Annotated in this window: 19 protein-coding genes; all 19 read left to right on the top strand. The window is 49.7% G+C overall.

Annotated elements, in window-relative coordinates; translation table 11 throughout:
- Positions 1–12 precede the first annotated feature (12 nt).
- The 19 genes from EDM56_RS03720 (at position 13) to EDM56_RS03630 (ending at position 17,414) form a co-directional block, all read left to right on the top strand.
- Entirely contained in the window at positions 13–468 is a 456-nt protein-coding gene (locus tag EDM56_RS03720) for a flagellar basal body-associated FliL family protein (RefSeq protein ID WP_122916533.1), read from the top strand.
- Positions 469–507: 39 nt separating this feature from the next.
- Entirely contained in the window at positions 508–1,503 is a 996-nt protein-coding gene (fliM, locus tag EDM56_RS03715; protein ID WP_122916532.1) for a flagellar motor switch protein FliM, read from the top strand.
- Positions 1,496–2,878, top strand: coding sequence for a flagellar motor switch phosphatase FliY (fliY, locus tag EDM56_RS03710; RefSeq protein WP_122916531.1), 1,383 nt, complete (start codon positions 1,496–1,498; stop codon positions 2,876–2,878). The genes fliM and fliY overlap by 8 nt, the downstream gene beginning before the upstream one ends.
- 36 nt (positions 2,879–2,914) lie before the next feature.
- On the top strand, positions 2,915–3,277 hold the full coding sequence (locus EDM56_RS03705; protein ID WP_122916530.1) for a response regulator: 363 nt from the start codon (positions 2,915–2,917) through the stop codon (positions 3,275–3,277).
- 3 nt (positions 3,278–3,280) lie between these two features.
- On the top strand, positions 3,281–3,964 hold the full coding sequence (locus tag EDM56_RS03700; RefSeq protein WP_246009243.1) for a flagellar biosynthetic protein FliO: 684 nt from the start codon (positions 3,281–3,283) through the stop codon (positions 3,962–3,964).
- A gap of 2 nt (positions 3,965–3,966) precedes the next feature.
- On the top strand, positions 3,967–4,758 hold the full coding sequence (fliP, locus tag EDM56_RS03695; protein WP_122916529.1) for a flagellar type III secretion system pore protein FliP: 792 nt from the start codon (positions 3,967–3,969) through the stop codon (positions 4,756–4,758).
- An 18-nt stretch (positions 4,759–4,776) separates the two neighbouring features.
- The gene (gene fliQ, locus EDM56_RS03690) at positions 4,777–5,046 is read left to right on the top strand and encodes a flagellar biosynthesis protein FliQ (protein ID WP_122916528.1); all 270 of its coding nucleotides are present in this window, start codon (positions 4,777–4,779) and stop codon (positions 5,044–5,046) included.
- Positions 5,047–5,050: 4 nt separating this feature from the next.
- Positions 5,051–5,827 (top strand): flagellar biosynthetic protein FliR, encoded by a 777-nt coding sequence (gene fliR, locus EDM56_RS03685; protein WP_122916527.1) that lies wholly within the window; start codon positions 5,051–5,053, stop codon positions 5,825–5,827.
- A 2-nt stretch (positions 5,828–5,829) separates the two neighbouring features.
- Positions 5,830–6,927 (top strand): flagellar biosynthesis protein FlhB, encoded by a 1,098-nt coding sequence (flhB, locus tag EDM56_RS03680; protein WP_122916526.1) that lies wholly within the window; start codon positions 5,830–5,832, stop codon positions 6,925–6,927.
- Between the two features lie 72 nt (positions 6,928–6,999).
- Positions 7,000–8,985: a flagellar biosynthesis protein FlhA gene (gene flhA, locus EDM56_RS03675; protein ID WP_425456280.1), complete on the top strand. Its 1,986-nt coding sequence runs from the start codon at positions 7,000–7,002 to the stop codon at positions 8,983–8,985.
- Positions 8,982–10,406, top strand: coding sequence for a flagellar biosynthesis GTPase FlhF (flhF, locus tag EDM56_RS03670; protein WP_122916524.1), 1,425 nt, complete (start codon positions 8,982–8,984; stop codon positions 10,404–10,406). The genes flhA and flhF overlap by 4 nt, the downstream gene beginning before the upstream one ends.
- Positions 10,399–11,271: a MinD/ParA family protein gene (locus EDM56_RS03665; protein ID WP_122916523.1), complete on the top strand. Its 873-nt coding sequence runs from the start codon at positions 10,399–10,401 to the stop codon at positions 11,269–11,271. The genes flhF and EDM56_RS03665 overlap by 8 nt, the downstream gene beginning before the upstream one ends.
- Before the next feature lie 41 nt (positions 11,272–11,312).
- The gene (locus tag EDM56_RS03660; RefSeq protein WP_122916522.1) at positions 11,313–12,521 is read left to right on the top strand and encodes a protein-glutamate methylesterase/protein-glutamine glutaminase; all 1,209 of its coding nucleotides are present in this window, start codon (positions 11,313–11,315) and stop codon (positions 12,519–12,521) included.
- A gap of 18 nt (positions 12,522–12,539) precedes the next feature.
- A complete protein-coding gene (locus EDM56_RS03655) occupies positions 12,540–14,624 on the top strand; it encodes a chemotaxis protein CheA (RefSeq protein ID WP_122916521.1) in 2,085 nt (694 codons plus the stop codon).
- A 15-nt stretch (positions 14,625–14,639) separates the two neighbouring features.
- The gene (locus tag EDM56_RS03650; protein WP_122916520.1) at positions 14,640–15,116 is read left to right on the top strand and encodes a chemotaxis protein CheW; all 477 of its coding nucleotides are present in this window, start codon (positions 14,640–14,642) and stop codon (positions 15,114–15,116) included.
- 3 nt (positions 15,117–15,119) lie between these two features.
- A complete protein-coding gene (locus EDM56_RS03645) occupies positions 15,120–15,749 on the top strand; it encodes a chemotaxis protein CheC (protein WP_122916519.1) in 630 nt (209 codons plus the stop codon).
- Positions 15,736–16,221, top strand: coding sequence for a chemotaxis protein CheD (locus EDM56_RS03640; protein ID WP_122916518.1), 486 nt, complete (start codon positions 15,736–15,738; stop codon positions 16,219–16,221). The genes EDM56_RS03645 and EDM56_RS03640 overlap by 14 nt, the downstream gene beginning before the upstream one ends.
- Positions 16,222–16,224: 3 nt before the next feature.
- Positions 16,225–16,602, top strand: a complete 378-nt coding sequence (locus EDM56_RS03635) for a hypothetical protein (RefSeq protein ID WP_122916517.1) — start codon at positions 16,225–16,227, stop codon at positions 16,600–16,602.
- Positions 16,603–16,619: 17 nt separating this feature from the next.
- Positions 16,620–17,414, top strand: a complete 795-nt coding sequence (locus EDM56_RS03630) for a FliA/WhiG family RNA polymerase sigma factor (protein WP_122916516.1) — start codon at positions 16,620–16,622, stop codon at positions 17,412–17,414.
- The last annotated feature ends 86 nt before the right edge of the window (positions 17,415–17,500 follow it).

Raw genomic sequence — 17,500 nt, 5'->3', positions numbered from 1 at the left:
AGGAGGCTTACGATGTTTCAAAACAAGCTGTTTAACATGGCCTTAATTATCATTATTTCCATTACCTTGATTGGTGCGGTGACGTTTGTGTTGTGGCAGTTCTACTTTTCACCTTCTGCACAATCTGCAGCAGCAGGACATGAAGAAGTGAAGCCGTTGACCGCCGATGAAATGGTGGAATATACCGTAGATTCCGGCGAAATCACCACCAACCTGCTCTCGAATGACTACATTGTGGCGCGGTTCAGCATCACCGCTGACAGCAGCAAGGGTAAGGAAGAGCTGACAAAACGCATGCCACAGGTGAATCAGATTATCATCAAGACGCTGGCAGGACTGAAACGCGATGAACTCAGAGGAACGGAAGGCTTGAATAAGCTGGAAGCGAAGATTATGAATGAGATCAGCGCCATCATGCAGGACGGTAAAATCGTTCAGGTCATTACGACTAAGAGCCTCTTTTCATAACGTGTACTAGGAATATACATAGCTAGGGAGGTGATCAGGATGGCCGAGGTTCTCTCACAAAGTGAGATAGATGCGCTGTTGGCCGCGCTCTCGTCTGGAGAGATGGATGCCAACGAGCTGAAAAAGGAAGATAGCGAGAAAAAAGTAAAAGTCTACGATTTTAAACGTGCTCTGCGGTTCTCAAAAGACCAGATACGCGGATTAACGCGAATTCATGAAAACTACGCCAGGCTTTTGACCACGTATTTTTCAGCTCAGCTGCGAACCTTTGTTCAAATCACTGTCGCCTCTGTCGATCAGTTGCCATATGAAGAATTTATTCGCTCAATCCCTAAGATGACGATCCTAAATATCTTTGAAGCTCCTCCTTTGGAAGGGCGAATGGTAATGGAGGTCAATCCCAATATCGCTTATGCCATGCTAGACCGATTGCTGGGTGGACAAGGGGCGATCCCGGAAAAGATGGGCGCGCTCACTGAGATCGAAAATACCGTGATGGAACGCGTGTTCAGCAAAGCGCTGGATAGCTTCCATGAGGCGTGGAAGCAAATCATCGACATCGATCCTTATTTGGAAGTGCTGGAGATGAATCCGCAGTTTATGCAGATCGTTTCGCCCAATGAAATTGTGGCGGTTATCTCGCTCAGCACCAAAATAGGTGATACGACAGGGATGATCAACATCTGCTTGCCGCACGTCGTATTGGAGCCGATCATGCCGAAATTGTCCGGACAGTATTGGTTCTCAACGCAGCGACGCTCGCGTGATGAGCGAGAGGAAATTGTCCTTCAAGAAAAAATCAAGACAGCCAAGTTGCCGATCGTGGCTGAACTCGGTACGGCGACGATCAATGTAGGTGAGTTCTTGAGTCTTTCCAAAGGCGATGTGATTCAATTGGATCAGGTAATCGACAGTAAACTGAGCATCAAAGTTGGCGAACGCATTAAGTTTCGAGGTCAACCTGGTACGGCAAAAGGCCGCATAGCCGTTCAGATCGACGAAGTCCTCGAAAAAGAGGAGGAGACCTATGAGTAGAGATATGTTATCTCAAGAAGAGATAGATGCCCTTCTTCGCGCCAACAATCTGGTGGGCGATGAGGAAGAACCGGAAAATAACAACGATGACACTGACATCACTGAATTCCTGACCGCTTTTGAACAGGATGCGCTTGGCGAGATTGGCAATATCTCATTTGGAAGTGCGGCGACCGCTTTATCCACGTTGTTGGGACAAAAAGTAGACATCACGACACCGACGGTATCAATAATTAAGCGAAGCACGCTAGAAGATGAATTTCCACGTCCCCATGTCGCGGTGCACGTTGAGTATACAGACGGTTTTCAAGGCATCAACCTGCTGGTCATCCGTGTCGATGATGCGGCTATCATCGCCGACTTGATGATGGGTGGCGACGGACGTCCAGCGACTACGGATCTATCCGAGATGCATGTGAGTGCCGTACAGGAAGCGATGAACCAAATGATGGGTTCTGCCGCAACCTCAATGTCCACGATTTTCAATAAATTGGTAAACATTTCACCGCCAGGCATCGATATTTGGGATTTGTCACAACCAGAAGGAAAAAATAACATTCCGGATGTTGACTTTCTTGTCAAAATATCGTTCCGTTTAATGGTAGGGGAACACGGCGAATTGATTGATTCGTCCATCATGCAATTATTGCCAGTACCATTTGCGAAACAGATGCTCGACATGCTGATGGGAGGAGCTTCGGCAGCAGAGCCTGCAGCCACACCGGAACCGGCCATATCGGCTCCGACACCGTCGCCAGAGCCTGCGTGGGACAATTTAGCTCCGGTTGCAGCTACGGCTGAAGCGGTAAGACCGCCTGTTTCGCAGCAGCCACCTGTGCAGCCTCCTGCGATGCAGCAACCAGGCATGCAGCCACCGATGTATGGACAGCCGCAGATGGACCCGTATGCGCAGCAATATCAAATGCAGCCGCCACCGGGGTATCCGCCATACCCGTATCCGCCCTATCCATATCCTCCGCAATACCAACAGCCGCCTGCGGCTCCGCCCGCACCGCAGCATTTCGGAGGACTGGGTGCGACGCCTCAGCCGTCAGCGAGCGTAAAACCTGCCCAATTCTCCGCTTTTGGAATGGGGAGCGTGCCTTCGATCGATGACCAGAATTTGAACCTGTTGCTTGATATTCCGCTTCAGGTGACGGTTGAGCTGGGACGTACGAAAAAAGTAATCAAGGACATCTTGGAGCTATCCGCCGGTTCTATTATTCAGCTGGACAAGCTGGCGGGCGAGCCTGTTGACATCTTGGTGAACAACAAGCTGGTTGCCAAAGGCGAAGTTGTCGTAATCGACGAAAACTTTGGTGTACGCGTGACGGATATTATCAGTCAATGGGATCGTGTTCAAAAACTACAGTAACGAATATTTCATTTACTTTTTGGGAGGAATTACGTAATGTCGAACAAAGTATTGATCGTTGATGATGCTGCATTTATGAGAATGATGATTAAGGAAATTCTGACCAAGAATGGCTACATCGTTGTTGGTGAAGCAAGCGACGGTGCGCAAGCTGTTGAAAAATACAAAGAATTGGGCCCAGATTTGGTGACAATGGATATCACCATGCCAGAAATGGACGGGATTACCGCATTGAAGGAAATCAAAAAAATTGATGGAAACGCACGCGTCATCATGTGCTCTGCAATGGGGCAACAGGCGATGGTAATTGATGCGATTCAAGCGGGTGCAAAAGACTTCATCGTCAAACCATTCCAAGCGGATCGTGTGCTTGAAGCGATCAAGAAAACACTGGGCTAAGAGATGAAGGGAACATCAGCGGTAGCAAGACTGTTTCTTCTCTGCTTCGTGTGCTTGCTCCTGCTTGCTAAACCTGCTGGGATTGTCTGGGCGGACGATTCTGGCTCCATGTCTGTGGCTGATCAGCTGAAGCTAGATAGCCAGAAGAAAAATGGCCAGACCGCCCCAACCAAATCAGAAGACGCTCCGCTTGTTCCAAGCTCGGACGGATGGGGCCTTCTGGTGCAATTCATTTTTTCCCTTGGCTTCATCATCCTCCTGATTTACTTCCTGCTGCGTTTTCTTGCCAAACGGCAAATTGGCGGAGCAGGACGTAACGGCGGGATGAAAGTCATCAGTTCCGTCTCTGTTGGGAATGGCAAGTCAATGCAAGTGGTTCAGATCGGCGATTCGCTTTACATAGTCGGTGTGGGCGATAGTATTTCGCTTTTACGCCATATCGAAGCGGGCGATGAAATGGACGCAATTCTCGCAGATGTGGAAATTGCTCCGACAGGTGTGGGCAAATGGGAAGAGATCTTCGCCCGATTGCGGCGCAAACCGCAAGGCGATCGTTTTGAAGTGACAGAAGAGCTGGACACGTCCCGATCATTCGATGAAATGTTGGGCAAAGAGTGGGACGAGGTCGGGGGCAAAACGAGAATCGCGCTTTGGGATGATGAGTCAAAACGAGGTAAAGGGGACTAGGTATGAAAAAGAATCACATACTCCTGCTGCTTTGTTTGCTCGTTGTGACAAGCGCTTCGGTCTTCGTCGTTCCAACGATGGTATCTGCCGCTCCAGCAGGTGCAGCGGGATCTGCGAATTTGATCCCATCGATCGATTTCCAAATTGGCGATGGTGATAAAACGCCATCAGGTACGGCAACAACCTTAAAGATTTTGCTGATGCTCACTGTGCTTTCGGTAGCACCGGCGATTCTTTTATTGATGACGAGCTTTACTCGTATCGTGGTTGTGCTGTCCTTTGTCCGAAATGCGCTCGCCACGCAGCAAATGCCGCCAAACCAGGTGCTGGTCGGCTTAGCGCTATTCATGACGTTTTTTATCATGACACCGACTTTTTCAGCTGTGAATGAACAGGCGGTGCAGCCTTTCATGGAAGGCAAACTAACACAGCAACAGGCATTGGTTAAAGCATCGATTCCGTTCAAGGAATTTATGGCCAAGCAGACAAGGGCGAAAGATCTGCAGCTTTTTCTCGATTATATGAAAGCGGATAGACCTAAGACGATTCAAGACATCCCGTTAACCGCGCTCGTGCCTGCGTATGCCATCAGCGAATTGAAGACGGCGTTTCAAATCGGCTTTATGATATTTATCCCGTTTCTTGTAATCGACATGGTCGTTTCCAGCGTGCTGATGGGGATGGGGATGATGATGCTGCCGCCAGTCATGATTTCACTACCATTCAAGATACTTTTGTTCATTATGGTGGACGGCTGGTACCTGATCGTCAAATCTCTGTTGACCAGTTTTTAACAAGCAAAGGAGGCCGACATGTCACAGGAATTAATCATGCAGATCGCGCAAAGTTCCGTCTATACAATCTTGTTGGTTTCTGCGCCGGCACTGGGAATTGGGCTCGTTGTCGGTTTGCTTGTCAGTATTTTTCAAGCAACCACACAAATCCAGGAACAAACGCTTGCCTTTATACCAAAAATTGTAGCGATTATGGTTTCACTGCTGTTGTTCGGACCATGGATGCTGCGCATTCTCGTCGAGTTCACGATGAATATTTTTGGCAATCTGCATCGGTTTGTAGGGTAGGGACATGGAATTTTTGTTACAAGTTCTTCCGATCTACTTGCTGGTATTAGTACGCGTTACGGCATTTTTCGTCTCTGCCCCGATCTTTTCAAACCGAGGTGTCCCTAACCAGTTCAAAATCGGGTTTGGCATTGTGGTGGCAGCGATCAGTTTTTCTTATGTGATAGTCGTAGAACCGATTCAACTGGATTTGACCTTTGCGATGTTAGCCGTTAAAGAAGCATTGATCGGTGTCATGCTTGGTTTCTTATGCCAGATGTTTTTCTTTGCGATCCAAATTGCCGGTGGTCTGATGGACATGCAGCTCGGGTTGGCAATGGCGAATGTGATCGACCCTCGTACAGGGGCGTATGTGCCGATTACCGGTAACTTCAAAAGCATGCTGGCAACTCTTTATTTTTTGAGCATCAATGGTCATCACGTGCTGATCGATGGCTTGCTGCGCAGCTACAAGATGGTGCCGATCGACAAAGTGTGGGTTCCAATTAATAGCGAACAAATGCTCTGGTTTATCGTGCGGGCGTTTGAGTATATGTTCTCGAGCGCTTTTTTGATGGCGACCCCGATTGTCGTCTCGCTGTTCCTTGTAGACCTATCTCTTGGTATTATCGCCAAATCGGTGCCGCAATTTAATATCTTTGTTGTCGGTTTACCAATAAAATTAATTGCTGGCTTTCTCTTATTGATTGTGGTAATGCCAGCTTTCTTTTTGGTAATCAGCGGATTGTTCGAACGGATGTTCCGCGCATTAGTTGAGATGCTGAGGCTATTGGGGGGATGACGATGCTGCGGATCCAGTTGCGCTTCCCCGTCGATCTCCAATACTTCAACGGGGAGAAAACCGAAAAAGCGACCCCGAAAAAGAAACAGGATGCGCGGAAAAAAGGGCAGGTCGCCAAAAGCTCAGACTTGTCTCCTGCCTTTGCGATCACAAGCATTTTCACGCTGCTGTATGTTTTCGGATCGTCCATGCTCGATTCGTTTGAACGCATACTCCGGGAGACGCTGACAACATACCTGTTGTGGGACGTCAATCAGGAAAACCTCGGCGTAATCGTAAGCCAGATCGGCTTTGAGGCGATCAAGATCGTGGGGCCGATTTTTGGTTTTGCTATCGTGGTCGCCTTGGCTGTGAATTACATGCAAGTCGGTGTGAACTTCACGACGGAGCCATTGATGCTGAAGCTGGACAAGATCAATCCGATCCAAGGTGCGAAACGCATTTTTTCGATGCGAACGATCGTGGAGCTGCTGAAATCAATCCTGAAAATTTCGGCAGGGATTTATGTCGCATACACCATTTTGTGGAGTGCAAAAGATACGTTGATCAAGCTGTCGCTCACTTCTGTGGAAGACGTACTTGCTTTCACGGGTGATGAAGTCGTCAAATTGGGCTTGTTCATCGGGATTCTTCTCCTCATATTGGCGGTAAGCGACTATGTCTATCAACGGTACGAGTATGAAAAGAGCTTGCGAATGTCCAAGCAAGACATCAAGGACGAATACAAGAAAAGCGAGGGTGACCCGCTCATCAAAAGCAAGATTAAGCAGCGGCAACGTCAAATGGCGATGCAGCGGATGATGCAGGAATTACCCAAAGCGGACGTGGTGATTACAAACCCGACGCACTTTTCCGTCGCCATCCGCTATGAAGCCGGTGCCATGAGTGCGCCGACGGTCATCGCCAAAGGACAGGATTACATCGCCCTGAAAATCAGGGAAATCGCCAAGAAAAATCGCATCGTCATTATGGAGAACAAGCCGTTGGCGCGTGCGCTTTATAGTCAGGTTGAGATTGGCCAGCAAATCCCGGAAGAGATGTTCAAAGCAGTAGCGGAAGTGCTCGCTTACGTCTACAAGCTGCAGGGCAAAGTGAAATAACCGAAAAAGGAGGAGACAGTCGTGGGGGCAAAAGAACTTGGAATTATATTCTTTGTGATCAGCATCGTCGTCATGATGGTAATCCCCCTCCCACCTGCCCTTTTGGATCTATTGTTGATCTTGAATATCTCGTTGGCATTGACGATTTTGCTCGTATCGATGAGAACCAAAGAGGCTTTGCAATTTTCGATCTTTCCTACGCTTTTGCTGTTAACGACCCTATTTCGACTTGCATTGAACGTATCGACCACGCGGAACATCCTTTCACACGGAGAGGGCGGTAGGGTCATCGAGGCCTTCGGCCAATTCGTTGTCGGTGGAAACCAGGTGGTCGGTTTTATCGTGTTTCTGATTCTGATCATCATCCAGTTCATCGTTATCACGAAAGGCTCGGAGCGCGTGGCGGAAGTAGCCGCACGCTTTACGCTCGATGCGATGCCGGGGAAACAGATGAGTATTGATGCGGATTTGAATGCAGGCATGATCACGGACGTAGAAGCGCGGAATCGCCGTCAAAAAATCGAGCGGGAAGCAGATTTTTACGGCGCGATGGATGGTGCCAGCAAATTCGTTAAAGGGGACGCCATCGCAGGGATTATCATTTTCATCATCAACATCATCGGCGGTTTCATTATAGGGATGGCTTTTCTCGATATGAGTGCCGGAGAAGCGGCAAAACACTTCACCAATCTTTCCGTAGGGGATGCGCTTGTGAGCCAAATCCCCGCACTGCTGATTTCAACAGCGACAGGGATTATCGTAACCCGTGCGACATCCGATGACAGCTTGGGGGCTGACATTACTGGTCAGCTGTTCGGTCATCCGAAACTATTGTACATCGTGGCTGGGGCCATCGCTTTCCTCGGAATTTTGACACCAATCGGGATATTCGCAACGCTTCCGATTGCAGGGATTCTCGCCTATGGAGGCAGGCAGCTTCAGCGAAGGGCGAATACAAAAGTGGTGGAAACAGCTCAGCAGGAAGCGGAGCAAAAAATGGACGAAGTCCGTTCGCCGGAGAGTGTCGTCAATCTGTTGCAGGTAGATCCGATCGAATTCGAATTCGGATACGGTTTGATCCCGCTCGCAGATACGAAGCAAGGCGGAGATTTGCTCGACCGTGTCATCATGATCCGTCGCCAGTGCGCGTTGGAGCTGGGTATCGTTGTTCCCGTCATTCGGATTCGCGACAACATTCAATTGCGGCCGAATGAATATGTCATCAAAATCAAGGGGAACCAAATCGCGAAGGGAGAAATTCTGCTGGATCACTACTTGGCGATGAGCCCAGGATTCGATGACGATTCCGTCGTCGGGATTCCGACGCAAGAACCCGCGTTTGGGTTGCCTGCATTATGGGTAACAGAAGAGTATAAGGATGTTGCTGAGCTATCCGGCTATACGGTGGTCGATCCGCCGTCGGTCGTTGCTACGCATTTGACAGAGATCATCAAACGTCATGCGCATGAGCTGTTGGGTCGCCAAGAGACGAGAGCATTGATCGACAACATCAAGGAAATGATGCCGGTGCTAGTCGACGAGCTGATTCCTGGAATGCTTTCGGTCGGTGATGTGCAAAAAGTTTTACAAAAGCTGCTGAAAGAAAAAATTTCGGTGCGCAATTTGCCAGCAATTTTGGAAGCATTGGCCGATAACGCCATGTACACCAAAGATCCGGAAGTGCTGACCGAATATGTGCGCCAGGCGCTCGCAAGGCAAATTACGCTGCAGTTTACCGAGCCCGGTCAGCCGCTGGTCGTGATCACCGCTGGCCCAGGACTGGAGAAAGCGATCTCGGATCGTATCGAACAGACCGAGCAAGGAAGCTATCTGGCGATGGACCCAGATACGACCCAGCGAATTTACCAAAGCATGTCCGAGCAGGTTGGCAAAGTCGCCGCTTCTGGGCAGCAGCCGATTTTACTGGCGTCTCCTGCGATCCGCATGTATTTGCGGCAGTTGATGGAGCGCATGATGCCGGATATTCCGGTGATCTCGTATAGCGAGCTTGAACCACATGTGGAAGTGCAAAGTGTAGGGATGGTGAATGTGCAGTGAGGGTGAAACGTTATCTGGTGGATTCGATGCCTGATGCCTTGGAAAAGATCAGGATCGATCTTGGCAAGGACGCGATTATTTTAAATACCAAACCAGTGAAAACGGGTGGCTTCATGGGCTTGTTCAGCAAGCGGCAGATTGAAGTAATCGCGGCGGTCGATGCTAAGCAGGCGAACGACCGCTCTGAAAAAGGGGTGCCTGCGCAAGCGGCTGCTCCGGTCAATTCCTATGTTGCCAAGCAAGCCTACCAGCGAACTGTCGGCAGTTCATCGCCTGAATTGGCAGAAGCGAAACGATCACAAACGACCAAGGCTGCTGCATCATCTGCAATTGCTGTGGCGGAGCTGGTCGCGCAAGCCGAAGAATCGCTGCATCAGGTTGTGGTTCAAGAAAAATCGGAAATGGACCAAACGCCACGGACCATACCGGTCCCGCAAGCAGAAGCAGCGATTGCCCGCGTGGAATCGTCGCCGCAACAGGTGTCAAGCGTGAAGGCTGGCACAGAAAGTCACGCGCCGGCACAAGCTGTGGTGCAGGCAGGCGGAGACCTCGCCCAAGAGCTTCGCGATATGCGGCAAGTGTTCCAAAAGCTTCTGTTGAAACCAGATGGCACTGAGGTGCTACCGGATGCATTTCGCAAGGTGCGTGATCGGTTGGCTGAACAGGAGCTTTTGCCGGAGCTCTGTATGGTTGTTTTGCAAGAGATGACTAAACGGCTTGAACAGGCTGAATCACTTGCGCTTGATGATGCGAGTCAGCTTGCCGCAACAGTCATCCAAGAGCAATTAACCGCTGCTGCACCCGTTTCCACGCAAATTAGCCGGTCGACAAAGGTAGCGTTTTTCTTTGGTCCGACTGGTGTTGGAAAGACGACGACCATCGCGAAGCTAGCAGCCGACGCGATGCTCAAGGAAAAGCGAAAAGTTGGTTTCATCACGACTGATACGTTCCGAATCGGAGCGGTGGAGCAGCTCAAGACATACGCTAATATTTTGAACGTACCGATAGAGGTTGTGTTTTCTGCCAAAGATTTGCCGATTGCGATGGATCGTCTCGCACATTGCGACCTGATTTTAGTCGATACTGCCGGGCGCAATTACCGTAACAATGAGTATGTCAAGGGGATAACGGACTTATTGGAGAAGGAAACGGACAGTGAAAACTACCTTATTTTAAGCCTAACTTCCCGCTATAGCGATATGAAGCCGATTGTGCAAAACTTTCAAGATGTACCGATTCATAAAGTCATTTTCACAAAAGCGGATGAAACGATAATCTTTGGTTCCATTCTGAATGTGACACATGAATTCGGACTAAAGCTCTCCTACATTACAATCGGGCAAAACGTGCCGGACGACATCGTCACTGCGACCCCGGAAGTCGTCGCCAACCTGATATTGGGAGAGCAGGCGTATGCGTGATCAGGCCGCGCAGCTGCGCGAACGGCTGCAGAAATCGCAGGAAGGGAAGCCGACGAGGCTCATCACCGTAACGAGCGGAAAAGGCGGCGTCGGCAAATCGAACTTCACGTTAAATTTTGCGTTGGGATTGTTGGAGAGCGGGCAAAAAACAGTGGTATTCGATGCAGACCTTGGATTTGCCAATCTGGATGTGCTGATGGGGATCAGCTCCAAAAAGCATTTGCTGCAATTGCTCGAACCGCAGACAACCGTTTGGGATATTCTCGAAAAAGGACCTGGCGGGCTAGAGTTTATTGCGGGAGGAACGGGTTTTTCACAAATGATGAAAGTCGATGACGGAAAGCTTGACACGATGTTTCGTCAGCTTGAAAACTTGCAGGGATATGCCGATATACTCCTGTTCGATACTGGAGCAGGTGTCAGCAATGAATCTATGCGGTTTATTCTCGCAGCGGACGAAGTTCTTTTGGTCACGACTCCTGAACCGACATCCATTACAGACGCGTATGCACTGATCAAAATGATCCATTCGCAAAATCCGAAAACGGCGATCCGGCTTGTGATCAATCGTGTCAGCAGTAATCAGGAGGGCAAGCAGACGGCAGACAAACTGGCGATGGTCGCCAAACGGTTTCTCGACATGGAGCTATCTACACTTGGGTATGTTCCGGATGATGCGATTGTCTCGAAATCGGTGAAGCAGCAGAAACCCTTTTTTCTGACGTATCCGCAATCACCTGCGGCAAAAGGCATCCGAGACCTGGTTTCGGCTTATACACGCGGCGTTGGGGCTGTTTCGTCGATAGAAACTGGAGCAGGCGGACTCAAAGGCTTTTTCGCCAAAATGAGAAACATGATTCGATAGGATGGAATGAAAAAGGCTTATGGGGAGAGGGGGCAGCTGTAATGAAGACAATTCGAGTTCTCGTGGTAGATGATTCAGCTTTTATGAGGAAAGTCATATCCGATATATTGTCAGAAGATCCGTCGATCGAAGTGATTGATCGGGCGAAAAACGGAAAAGAATGCGTAGAAAAAGTGAAGAGTCTTCAGCCGGACGTCGTCACACTCGACCTTGAAATGCCGATCATGAATGGCTTGGAAGCATTGGAACAGCTGATGAAAGAGCATCCCGTACCAGTCGTCATGCTCAGTAGCGTGACGAGAGAGGGGGCGGAGCAAACTATTCATGCGTTGGAGCTCGGGGCAATCGATTTCGTTACCAAACCATCAGGATCGATTTCCTTGGATATACATAAGGTGGCAGACGGGATCGTGGAAAAGGTGAAAGCGGCGGCTTTGACCAGATTGAGACAGCGCAGGCCGGGCGGATTCGCACCCAAGTCTTCAGTGTCCAGTCAATCTTCGTTTTCTTCATCAGCGCCGAGTCCCACTGTGCAACCGCAACCGTCAGAAAAGCCAGTAGGTTTTCAGCGTCCGTCTTCGTTTCAGGCTGAGAGAGAGACCGCGTCAGCACAAGCGACGGCTCCTTCTGTAAGTCCGATCAAACAAAATCGGATCTCACAGTTGGGTACCTCGTTCTCGAAGCTGGTGGCAGTCGGGACATCGACAGGCGGACCGAAAGCGCTGCAAACGCTGCTGACGGCGATACCGGCCCATTTTCCGGCGCCGATTGTGGTCGTACAGCACATGCCGCCTGGCTTTACCCGTTCCTTGGCCCAACGATTGGATACGCTTTGCGGCCTGCACGTCGTCGAGGCGGAAAACGGACAAGCGTTGGAGGCGGGAACCGTCTACATAGCTCCAGGGGGCTACCATATGGAAGTCGCCGAACAGAGCGGGAAACAACTTACGATTCATTTACATCAGGCAGATCCGCGCGGTGGTCACCGTCCATCAGTAGACGTACTATTCGAATCAGTGAGCAAGTTGACAAATGTTAGCAAATGGGCAATTATCATGACAGGCATGGGAAGCGATGGGACTAAGGGATTACGACTAATGAAAGAGGGCGGGCCAGTGACGAGCATCATCGAGGATGAATCAAGCTGCGTCGTATACGGTATGCCGCGTTCGGCGGTCGTTGCCGGATTGGCAGATCATGTAGTACCCCTAGAAAAAATCGCGGAGACGCTAGTAAGGCTCGTCAACTGATTGGGAGGTGGATTTATCATGGATATGAATCAATACCTAGACATGTTTATTGAAGAGTCCAAGGAGCATTTGCAGGCCATCAATTCCAACCTGCTGCTTTTGGAAAATGATCCGAATAGCATTCAGATCGTCAATGAGATTTTCCGTTCCGCACATACGCTCAAAGGAATGGCGGCGACGATGGGCTTTGAGGATATGGCAAGCCTGACCCATGAGACCGAAAATGTGCTCGATTTGATTCGCAACCACAAGCTGCAAATCAACAGCGATTTCATGGACGTGATTTTTAAGAGTGTAGATTTGCTGGAGGGAATGGTGTACAACATCATCGATGGCGGCAATGGGGCAGCGGACGTATCCGAACCGGTTGCCAAATTGCGTGCGATCGTCTCTGGCGATGTGCCAAAGCCGCAAGCGGAAGTGGAGCAGTCCATTGTGGAAGTGGCGGCGAGCGCCGTCGCGTTTGCTCCGGAAGAAGCAAAGGTAGAGGTAAGCTCCCGCGACTACGGACTGGATGATTATGCAATCACCATCATTCGCCAATCCAAGGAATCGGGCAATGTCCCGTATTCCATCCGCGTCACACTTCGCCAAGACTGCTTGCTGAAAGCAGCGCGTGCGTATATGGTGTTCGATGCACTGGAGTCGCTTGGCGAGGTGATCAAATCGCTGCCGAGTGCAGAGGAGATCGAGAACGAGAAATTCGACTCGTTCTTTGAAGTGGTGTTTCTCTCCTCTCAGCCAGTCGAAAAAATCAAAAAGGCGATCGAAAACATTTCCGAAATCGAGGAAGTGCTCATTGAGGTTGTACAACTCCAGGAGCATGTAGAAGCAGATCTGCAAAAGAAGCAGGCAGAAGTTACCCAATCCGCTCCACAAAAGACGGAGGATGCAGGAAACGGAAGCAAAAAAGAAGCGGACAGCGGACAGGCTGCCGTGAAAAAAGCTTCTACAGGCAAAACGATTCGTGTCGATATCGAGCGCCTCGACATTTTGATGAACCTCTTTAGCGAGCTCGTGATCGACCGCGGCCGTCTGGAGCAGTTGGCGCGCGAACTCGGCAAAAGCGAGCTGCAGGAAACGGTTGAGCATATGAGCCGCATTAGCGGTGATTTGCAAAACATTATCCTCACGATGCGCATGGTTCCGGTCGAGCAAGTGTTCAACCGCTTCCCGCGCATGGTTCGCGATTTGGCAAAAGAATTGAACAAAAAAGTCAATCTCGAAATTTTCGGCGCGGAAACCGAACTGGATCGGACCGTTATCGATGAGATCGGCGATCCACTGGTACATTTACTGCGCAACTCGATCGACCATGGTGTAGAGTGGCCAGACGAGCGCAAAAAAGCAGGCAAGTCCGAAGAAGGTTCGGTCCAGCTGAAAGCGTACCATAGCGGAAACCATGTCTTTATTGAAGTGAAAGACGACGGAAAAGGGATAAACAAAGATCGCGTATTGAAAAAGGCGATCGAAAAAGGCATCGTCAATCAAACGAATGCTGATTCCCTCTCTGACAAGCAAATTTATGAACTGCTGTTTGCTTCTGGCTTGAGCACGGCTGAACAAATTTCCGATATTTCCGGACGCGGTGTCGGACTGGATGTCGTGAAAACAAAAATTGAATCCCTCGGCGGTTCTGTGAGCGTCGATTCGAATCCAGGACAAGGCACCACCTTCCTGATTCAGCTGCCGCTTACGCTCTCGATCATTTCCGCGATGCTGGTGCAGGTCGAAGACGAGAAATTCGCCGTGCCGCTCAGCTCCATCATCGAAACTGCAGTCTTCCGTCAGGATGAGATCATGATGGCACATCGCCAAAAAGTGATCGACTTCCGCGGAAAAGTAGTGCCGCTTGTTTCCTTGAAAGAAATCTTCCAAATTCCTGACAACGGAGTAGCGAAGGAAGATGAGGTGGCGGTTGTCATCGTACGCAAAGGCGAAAAAATGGCTGGCCTCGTCGTCGACTCGTTTATCGGTCAGCAAGAGATCGTGCTGAAATCGCTGGGCAAATACTTGGTTAATGTGTTCGCAATCTCGGGTGCCACGATTTTGGGCGACGGTCAGGTTGCGTTGATTATCGATTGCAATTCGCTTATCAAGTAAAGGAGGGAATCATAAATGATCGAGCAAAAAGAAATTATCCGAGAAGTAAAAGTCATTGTGTTCCGGTTAAAGGATGAAGAGTACGGCGTTGAAGTGAGCCAAGTAAAATCCATTGAGAAGCTGGAGCACATTACCCGTGTACCGCGGACGCCAAAATTCGTCAAAGGCGTCATCAACCTTCGCGGCGTGGTTACGCCGATCATTGACCTGCGCAGCCGGTTTGCACTTGATGAAGCGACGTATTCCGAATCGACACGGATCATCATCGTTGCCGTGGGCGAGTTGGAAGTTGGGCTGATCGTTGATGCCGCAAACGATGTCATCGATATTCCACTCAGCTCCATCGAACCGCCGCCAGAAGTTGTGGGAGGCGTGGAAGCTGCTTACTTGCGCGGAGTAGCGAAATTAGAGAAACGTCTGTTGATTTTGCTGAATTTGGACAAAGTGCTGAATACAGAAGAAATCAAACAGCTTGATGCGTTTGAGGTTTAACTTATGACAAACTTCTCGAACTATGGAGATTTTCAATTGGACGTTCTTCGGGAAATTGGAAATATTGGGGCGGGGCATGCAGCGACCGCCCTCTCCAAGCTGATTCAAAAAGAAGTGGATATGAAGGTGCCGCAAGTCAAAGTCATAAGCTTTGACGAGATTGCAGATTTCGTTGGCGGAATGGAAGCTGTGGTCGTTACGGTCTTTTTGCGTGTCGAAGGCGATTGCCCGGGCAGCATGTTTTTCATTGTCGATTTGCAATCGGCGCGCAATTTGCTCAAAGAGCTTTTGGGAATGGAAGTTAGCGATGATTATGGCCTAACTGATATGGAGGCTTCTGCGCTCCACGAGATAGGTAATATCCTGATCGGCTCGTACTTGTCGTCCTTGGCGGATTTCACCAGGTTGAACTTACAGCCATCGGTACCGGCCCTTGCAATCGATATGGCGGGCGCCGTACTGAGCTACGGCCTGATTGAGTTGGGTCGCTCCGGCGACTTCGCCCTGACGATCAACACCTCCTTCTTTGAAGGCAATAACCAGGTTAAAGGACATTTCTTCTTAATTCCGGACCCTGACTCTTTTGAAAAACTATTTATCTCATTAGGAGTCCCACTCGATGGAAATTATTAAGATAGGTATGGCTGATTTAGGCATCGCATTTCCGCCCGATCGTCTGCGCACAACCGGTTTGGGTTCGTGTGTAGGGGTTGTCCTCTTTGATGAAACAAAAAAAATCGCTGGCATGGCGCATGTCATGCTACCTGATTCTTCACTCGGTAAAACTGCCGACCTCAATATCGGAAAATATGCAGATACAGCAATCCCGAAACTGATTGCCGACATGGAAGCTGCTGGGGCTTTTACCCGTAACATTATTGCCAAATTGGCCGGCGGGGCGCAAATGTTCGCCTTCATGTCCGGGAATGACACGATGAGGATCGGTCCGCGCAATGTGGAGGCGTGCAAGGAGATGCTGCACTCGGCACGCATACGCATCGTGGCGGAGGATACGGGTGGGAATTGTGGACGAACCATAGAAATGGATGCAACAACCGGCATCCTGCAAATACGCACCGTAAATCAAGGGATAAAGGAAGTGTAGACGATGGCGGGAACAATCGTGCTGAATTTCGCTGTCGGAGCGGCCGCATTTGTCTTCACGTTTCTTTCCGCGGTCTTTCAAAATGTGTGGTCGGTATCGCTTTGGCGCGCATTCATCGCATTTTTGGTCTTTTTTATCGCAACCTATATTGTCCGCTGGTTGGTCAGCTTGTTTGCTTCTCCAGCGGTAACGCCGGATGTCGGCAATCACGTCGATTTGGCCACGCCTGAAGCGGGGGAGCATGTCTCTCAAAGTGCGGAAGCGGAAAGTGATCTAGCAGAATCATTTTCGCCGTTTCAGCCACCGCGGCTGGACCGAACGGAAGTAGAGGAAGACCCTGATAAGATTGCAAATATCATTAGGCGGTTAGCTGATGAATAAAGGTTGGTGGTTTTTGCATGACTCGCGTAAGCAACCAAGACAAAGCAAAAGAATTCGACAAGTGGATAATGTGGAAGGAAGAAGGCAGTCGAGAAGCCGAGGTTGACTTGGTGACACAATTTTTGCCGCTCGTGAGCAAGGTGGCAAATCGTTTGGCGATTGGCCTTCCCAGCAACGTGGACAAGGATGACCTCGTCAGCTATGGACGAATGGGCCTTCTCGATGCACTGTCTAAATTTGACCACACGCGAGGCTTGCAATTTGAGACCTATGCGATGTGGCGAATCCGTGGAGCGATGATTGATGGCTTGCGGGAAAATGACTGGATTCCTCGTACCGTACGCGATAAGGCAAAAAAAATCGAGGAAGCCTACACCCTCCTGGAGCAGCAAAACTTGCGTACGCCGAGCGAAGGCGAGCTATGCGATTACTTGGGCATGACGGAGAAGGAAATTCAACAGGTTGTCTATGACACATCTCTCGCCTCTATGATTTCGATTGATGAAGTGGTTGGTGATGAAGACGAGCAGAAGACGGCGCGCCATTCCTATATCGTGGATGAAGTAACGAAGCGGCCGGAATCGGTTGCGGAAAAGAACAACCTGAAGGAAATCCTTGTTTTGGCAATCGATAAACTGCCGGAAAAAGAACGGCTGGTCGTGTCCTTATTCTACTTCGAGGAATTGACTCTATCAGAGATCGCCGAAGCGATGAGTCTGTCGCCGTCTCGCATTTCCCAGCTGCATTCCAAGGCGATTTTCCGTATGCGCACTGCCCTGCAGCGTTGGAAAAATCAGCTAATGAACAATTAGCTTTTTCAATAGATGATATTTTTCGATCGAAAAAGAAGGTTTTGGCACTAATAAAGATGAAATCTTTTTGGACGGAAGAAAAACTT

This window comes from Brevibacillus fluminis (genome assembly GCF_003710825.1).
GTDB lineage: Bacteria > Bacillota > Bacilli > Brevibacillales > Brevibacillaceae > Brevibacillus_D > Brevibacillus_D fluminis.
Note: the sequence above shows the minus strand (reverse complement) of the source record. Positions and strands in the feature narration are given on the sequence as shown.

Coding starts and splice junctions, on each gene's coding strand:
- EDM56_RS03720 (WP_122916533.1), top strand. CDS start 13: ATGTTTCAAAACAAGCTGTTTAACATGGCCTTAATTATCATTATTTCC.
- fliM (WP_122916532.1), top strand. CDS start 508: ATGGCCGAGGTTCTCTCACAAAGTGAGATAGATGCGCTGTTGGCCGCG.
- fliY (WP_122916531.1), top strand. CDS start 1,496: ATGAGTAGAGATATGTTATCTCAAGAAGAGATAGATGCCCTTCTTCGC.
- EDM56_RS03705 (WP_122916530.1), top strand. CDS start 2,915: ATGTCGAACAAAGTATTGATCGTTGATGATGCTGCATTTATGAGAATG.
- EDM56_RS03700 (WP_246009243.1), top strand. CDS start 3,281: ATGAAGGGAACATCAGCGGTAGCAAGACTGTTTCTTCTCTGCTTCGTG.
- fliP (WP_122916529.1), top strand. CDS start 3,967: ATGAAAAAGAATCACATACTCCTGCTGCTTTGTTTGCTCGTTGTGACA.
- fliQ (WP_122916528.1), top strand. CDS start 4,777: ATGTCACAGGAATTAATCATGCAGATCGCGCAAAGTTCCGTCTATACA.
- fliR (WP_122916527.1), top strand. CDS start 5,051: ATGGAATTTTTGTTACAAGTTCTTCCGATCTACTTGCTGGTATTAGTA.
- flhB (WP_122916526.1), top strand. CDS start 5,830: ATGCTGCGGATCCAGTTGCGCTTCCCCGTCGATCTCCAATACTTCAAC.
- flhA (WP_425456280.1), top strand. CDS start 7,000: ATGATGGTAATCCCCCTCCCACCTGCCCTTTTGGATCTATTGTTGATC.
- EDM56_RS03665 (WP_122916523.1), top strand. CDS start 10,399: ATGCGTGATCAGGCCGCGCAGCTGCGCGAACGGCTGCAGAAATCGCAG.
- EDM56_RS03660 (WP_122916522.1), top strand. CDS start 11,313: ATGAAGACAATTCGAGTTCTCGTGGTAGATGATTCAGCTTTTATGAGG.
- EDM56_RS03655 (WP_122916521.1), top strand. CDS start 12,540: ATGGATATGAATCAATACCTAGACATGTTTATTGAAGAGTCCAAGGAG.
- EDM56_RS03650 (WP_122916520.1), top strand. CDS start 14,640: ATGATCGAGCAAAAAGAAATTATCCGAGAAGTAAAAGTCATTGTGTTC.
- EDM56_RS03645 (WP_122916519.1), top strand. CDS start 15,120: ATGACAAACTTCTCGAACTATGGAGATTTTCAATTGGACGTTCTTCGG.
- EDM56_RS03640 (WP_122916518.1), top strand. CDS start 15,736: ATGGAAATTATTAAGATAGGTATGGCTGATTTAGGCATCGCATTTCCG.
- EDM56_RS03635 (WP_122916517.1), top strand. CDS start 16,225: ATGGCGGGAACAATCGTGCTGAATTTCGCTGTCGGAGCGGCCGCATTT.
- EDM56_RS03630 (WP_122916516.1), top strand. CDS start 16,620: ATGACTCGCGTAAGCAACCAAGACAAAGCAAAAGAATTCGACAAGTGG.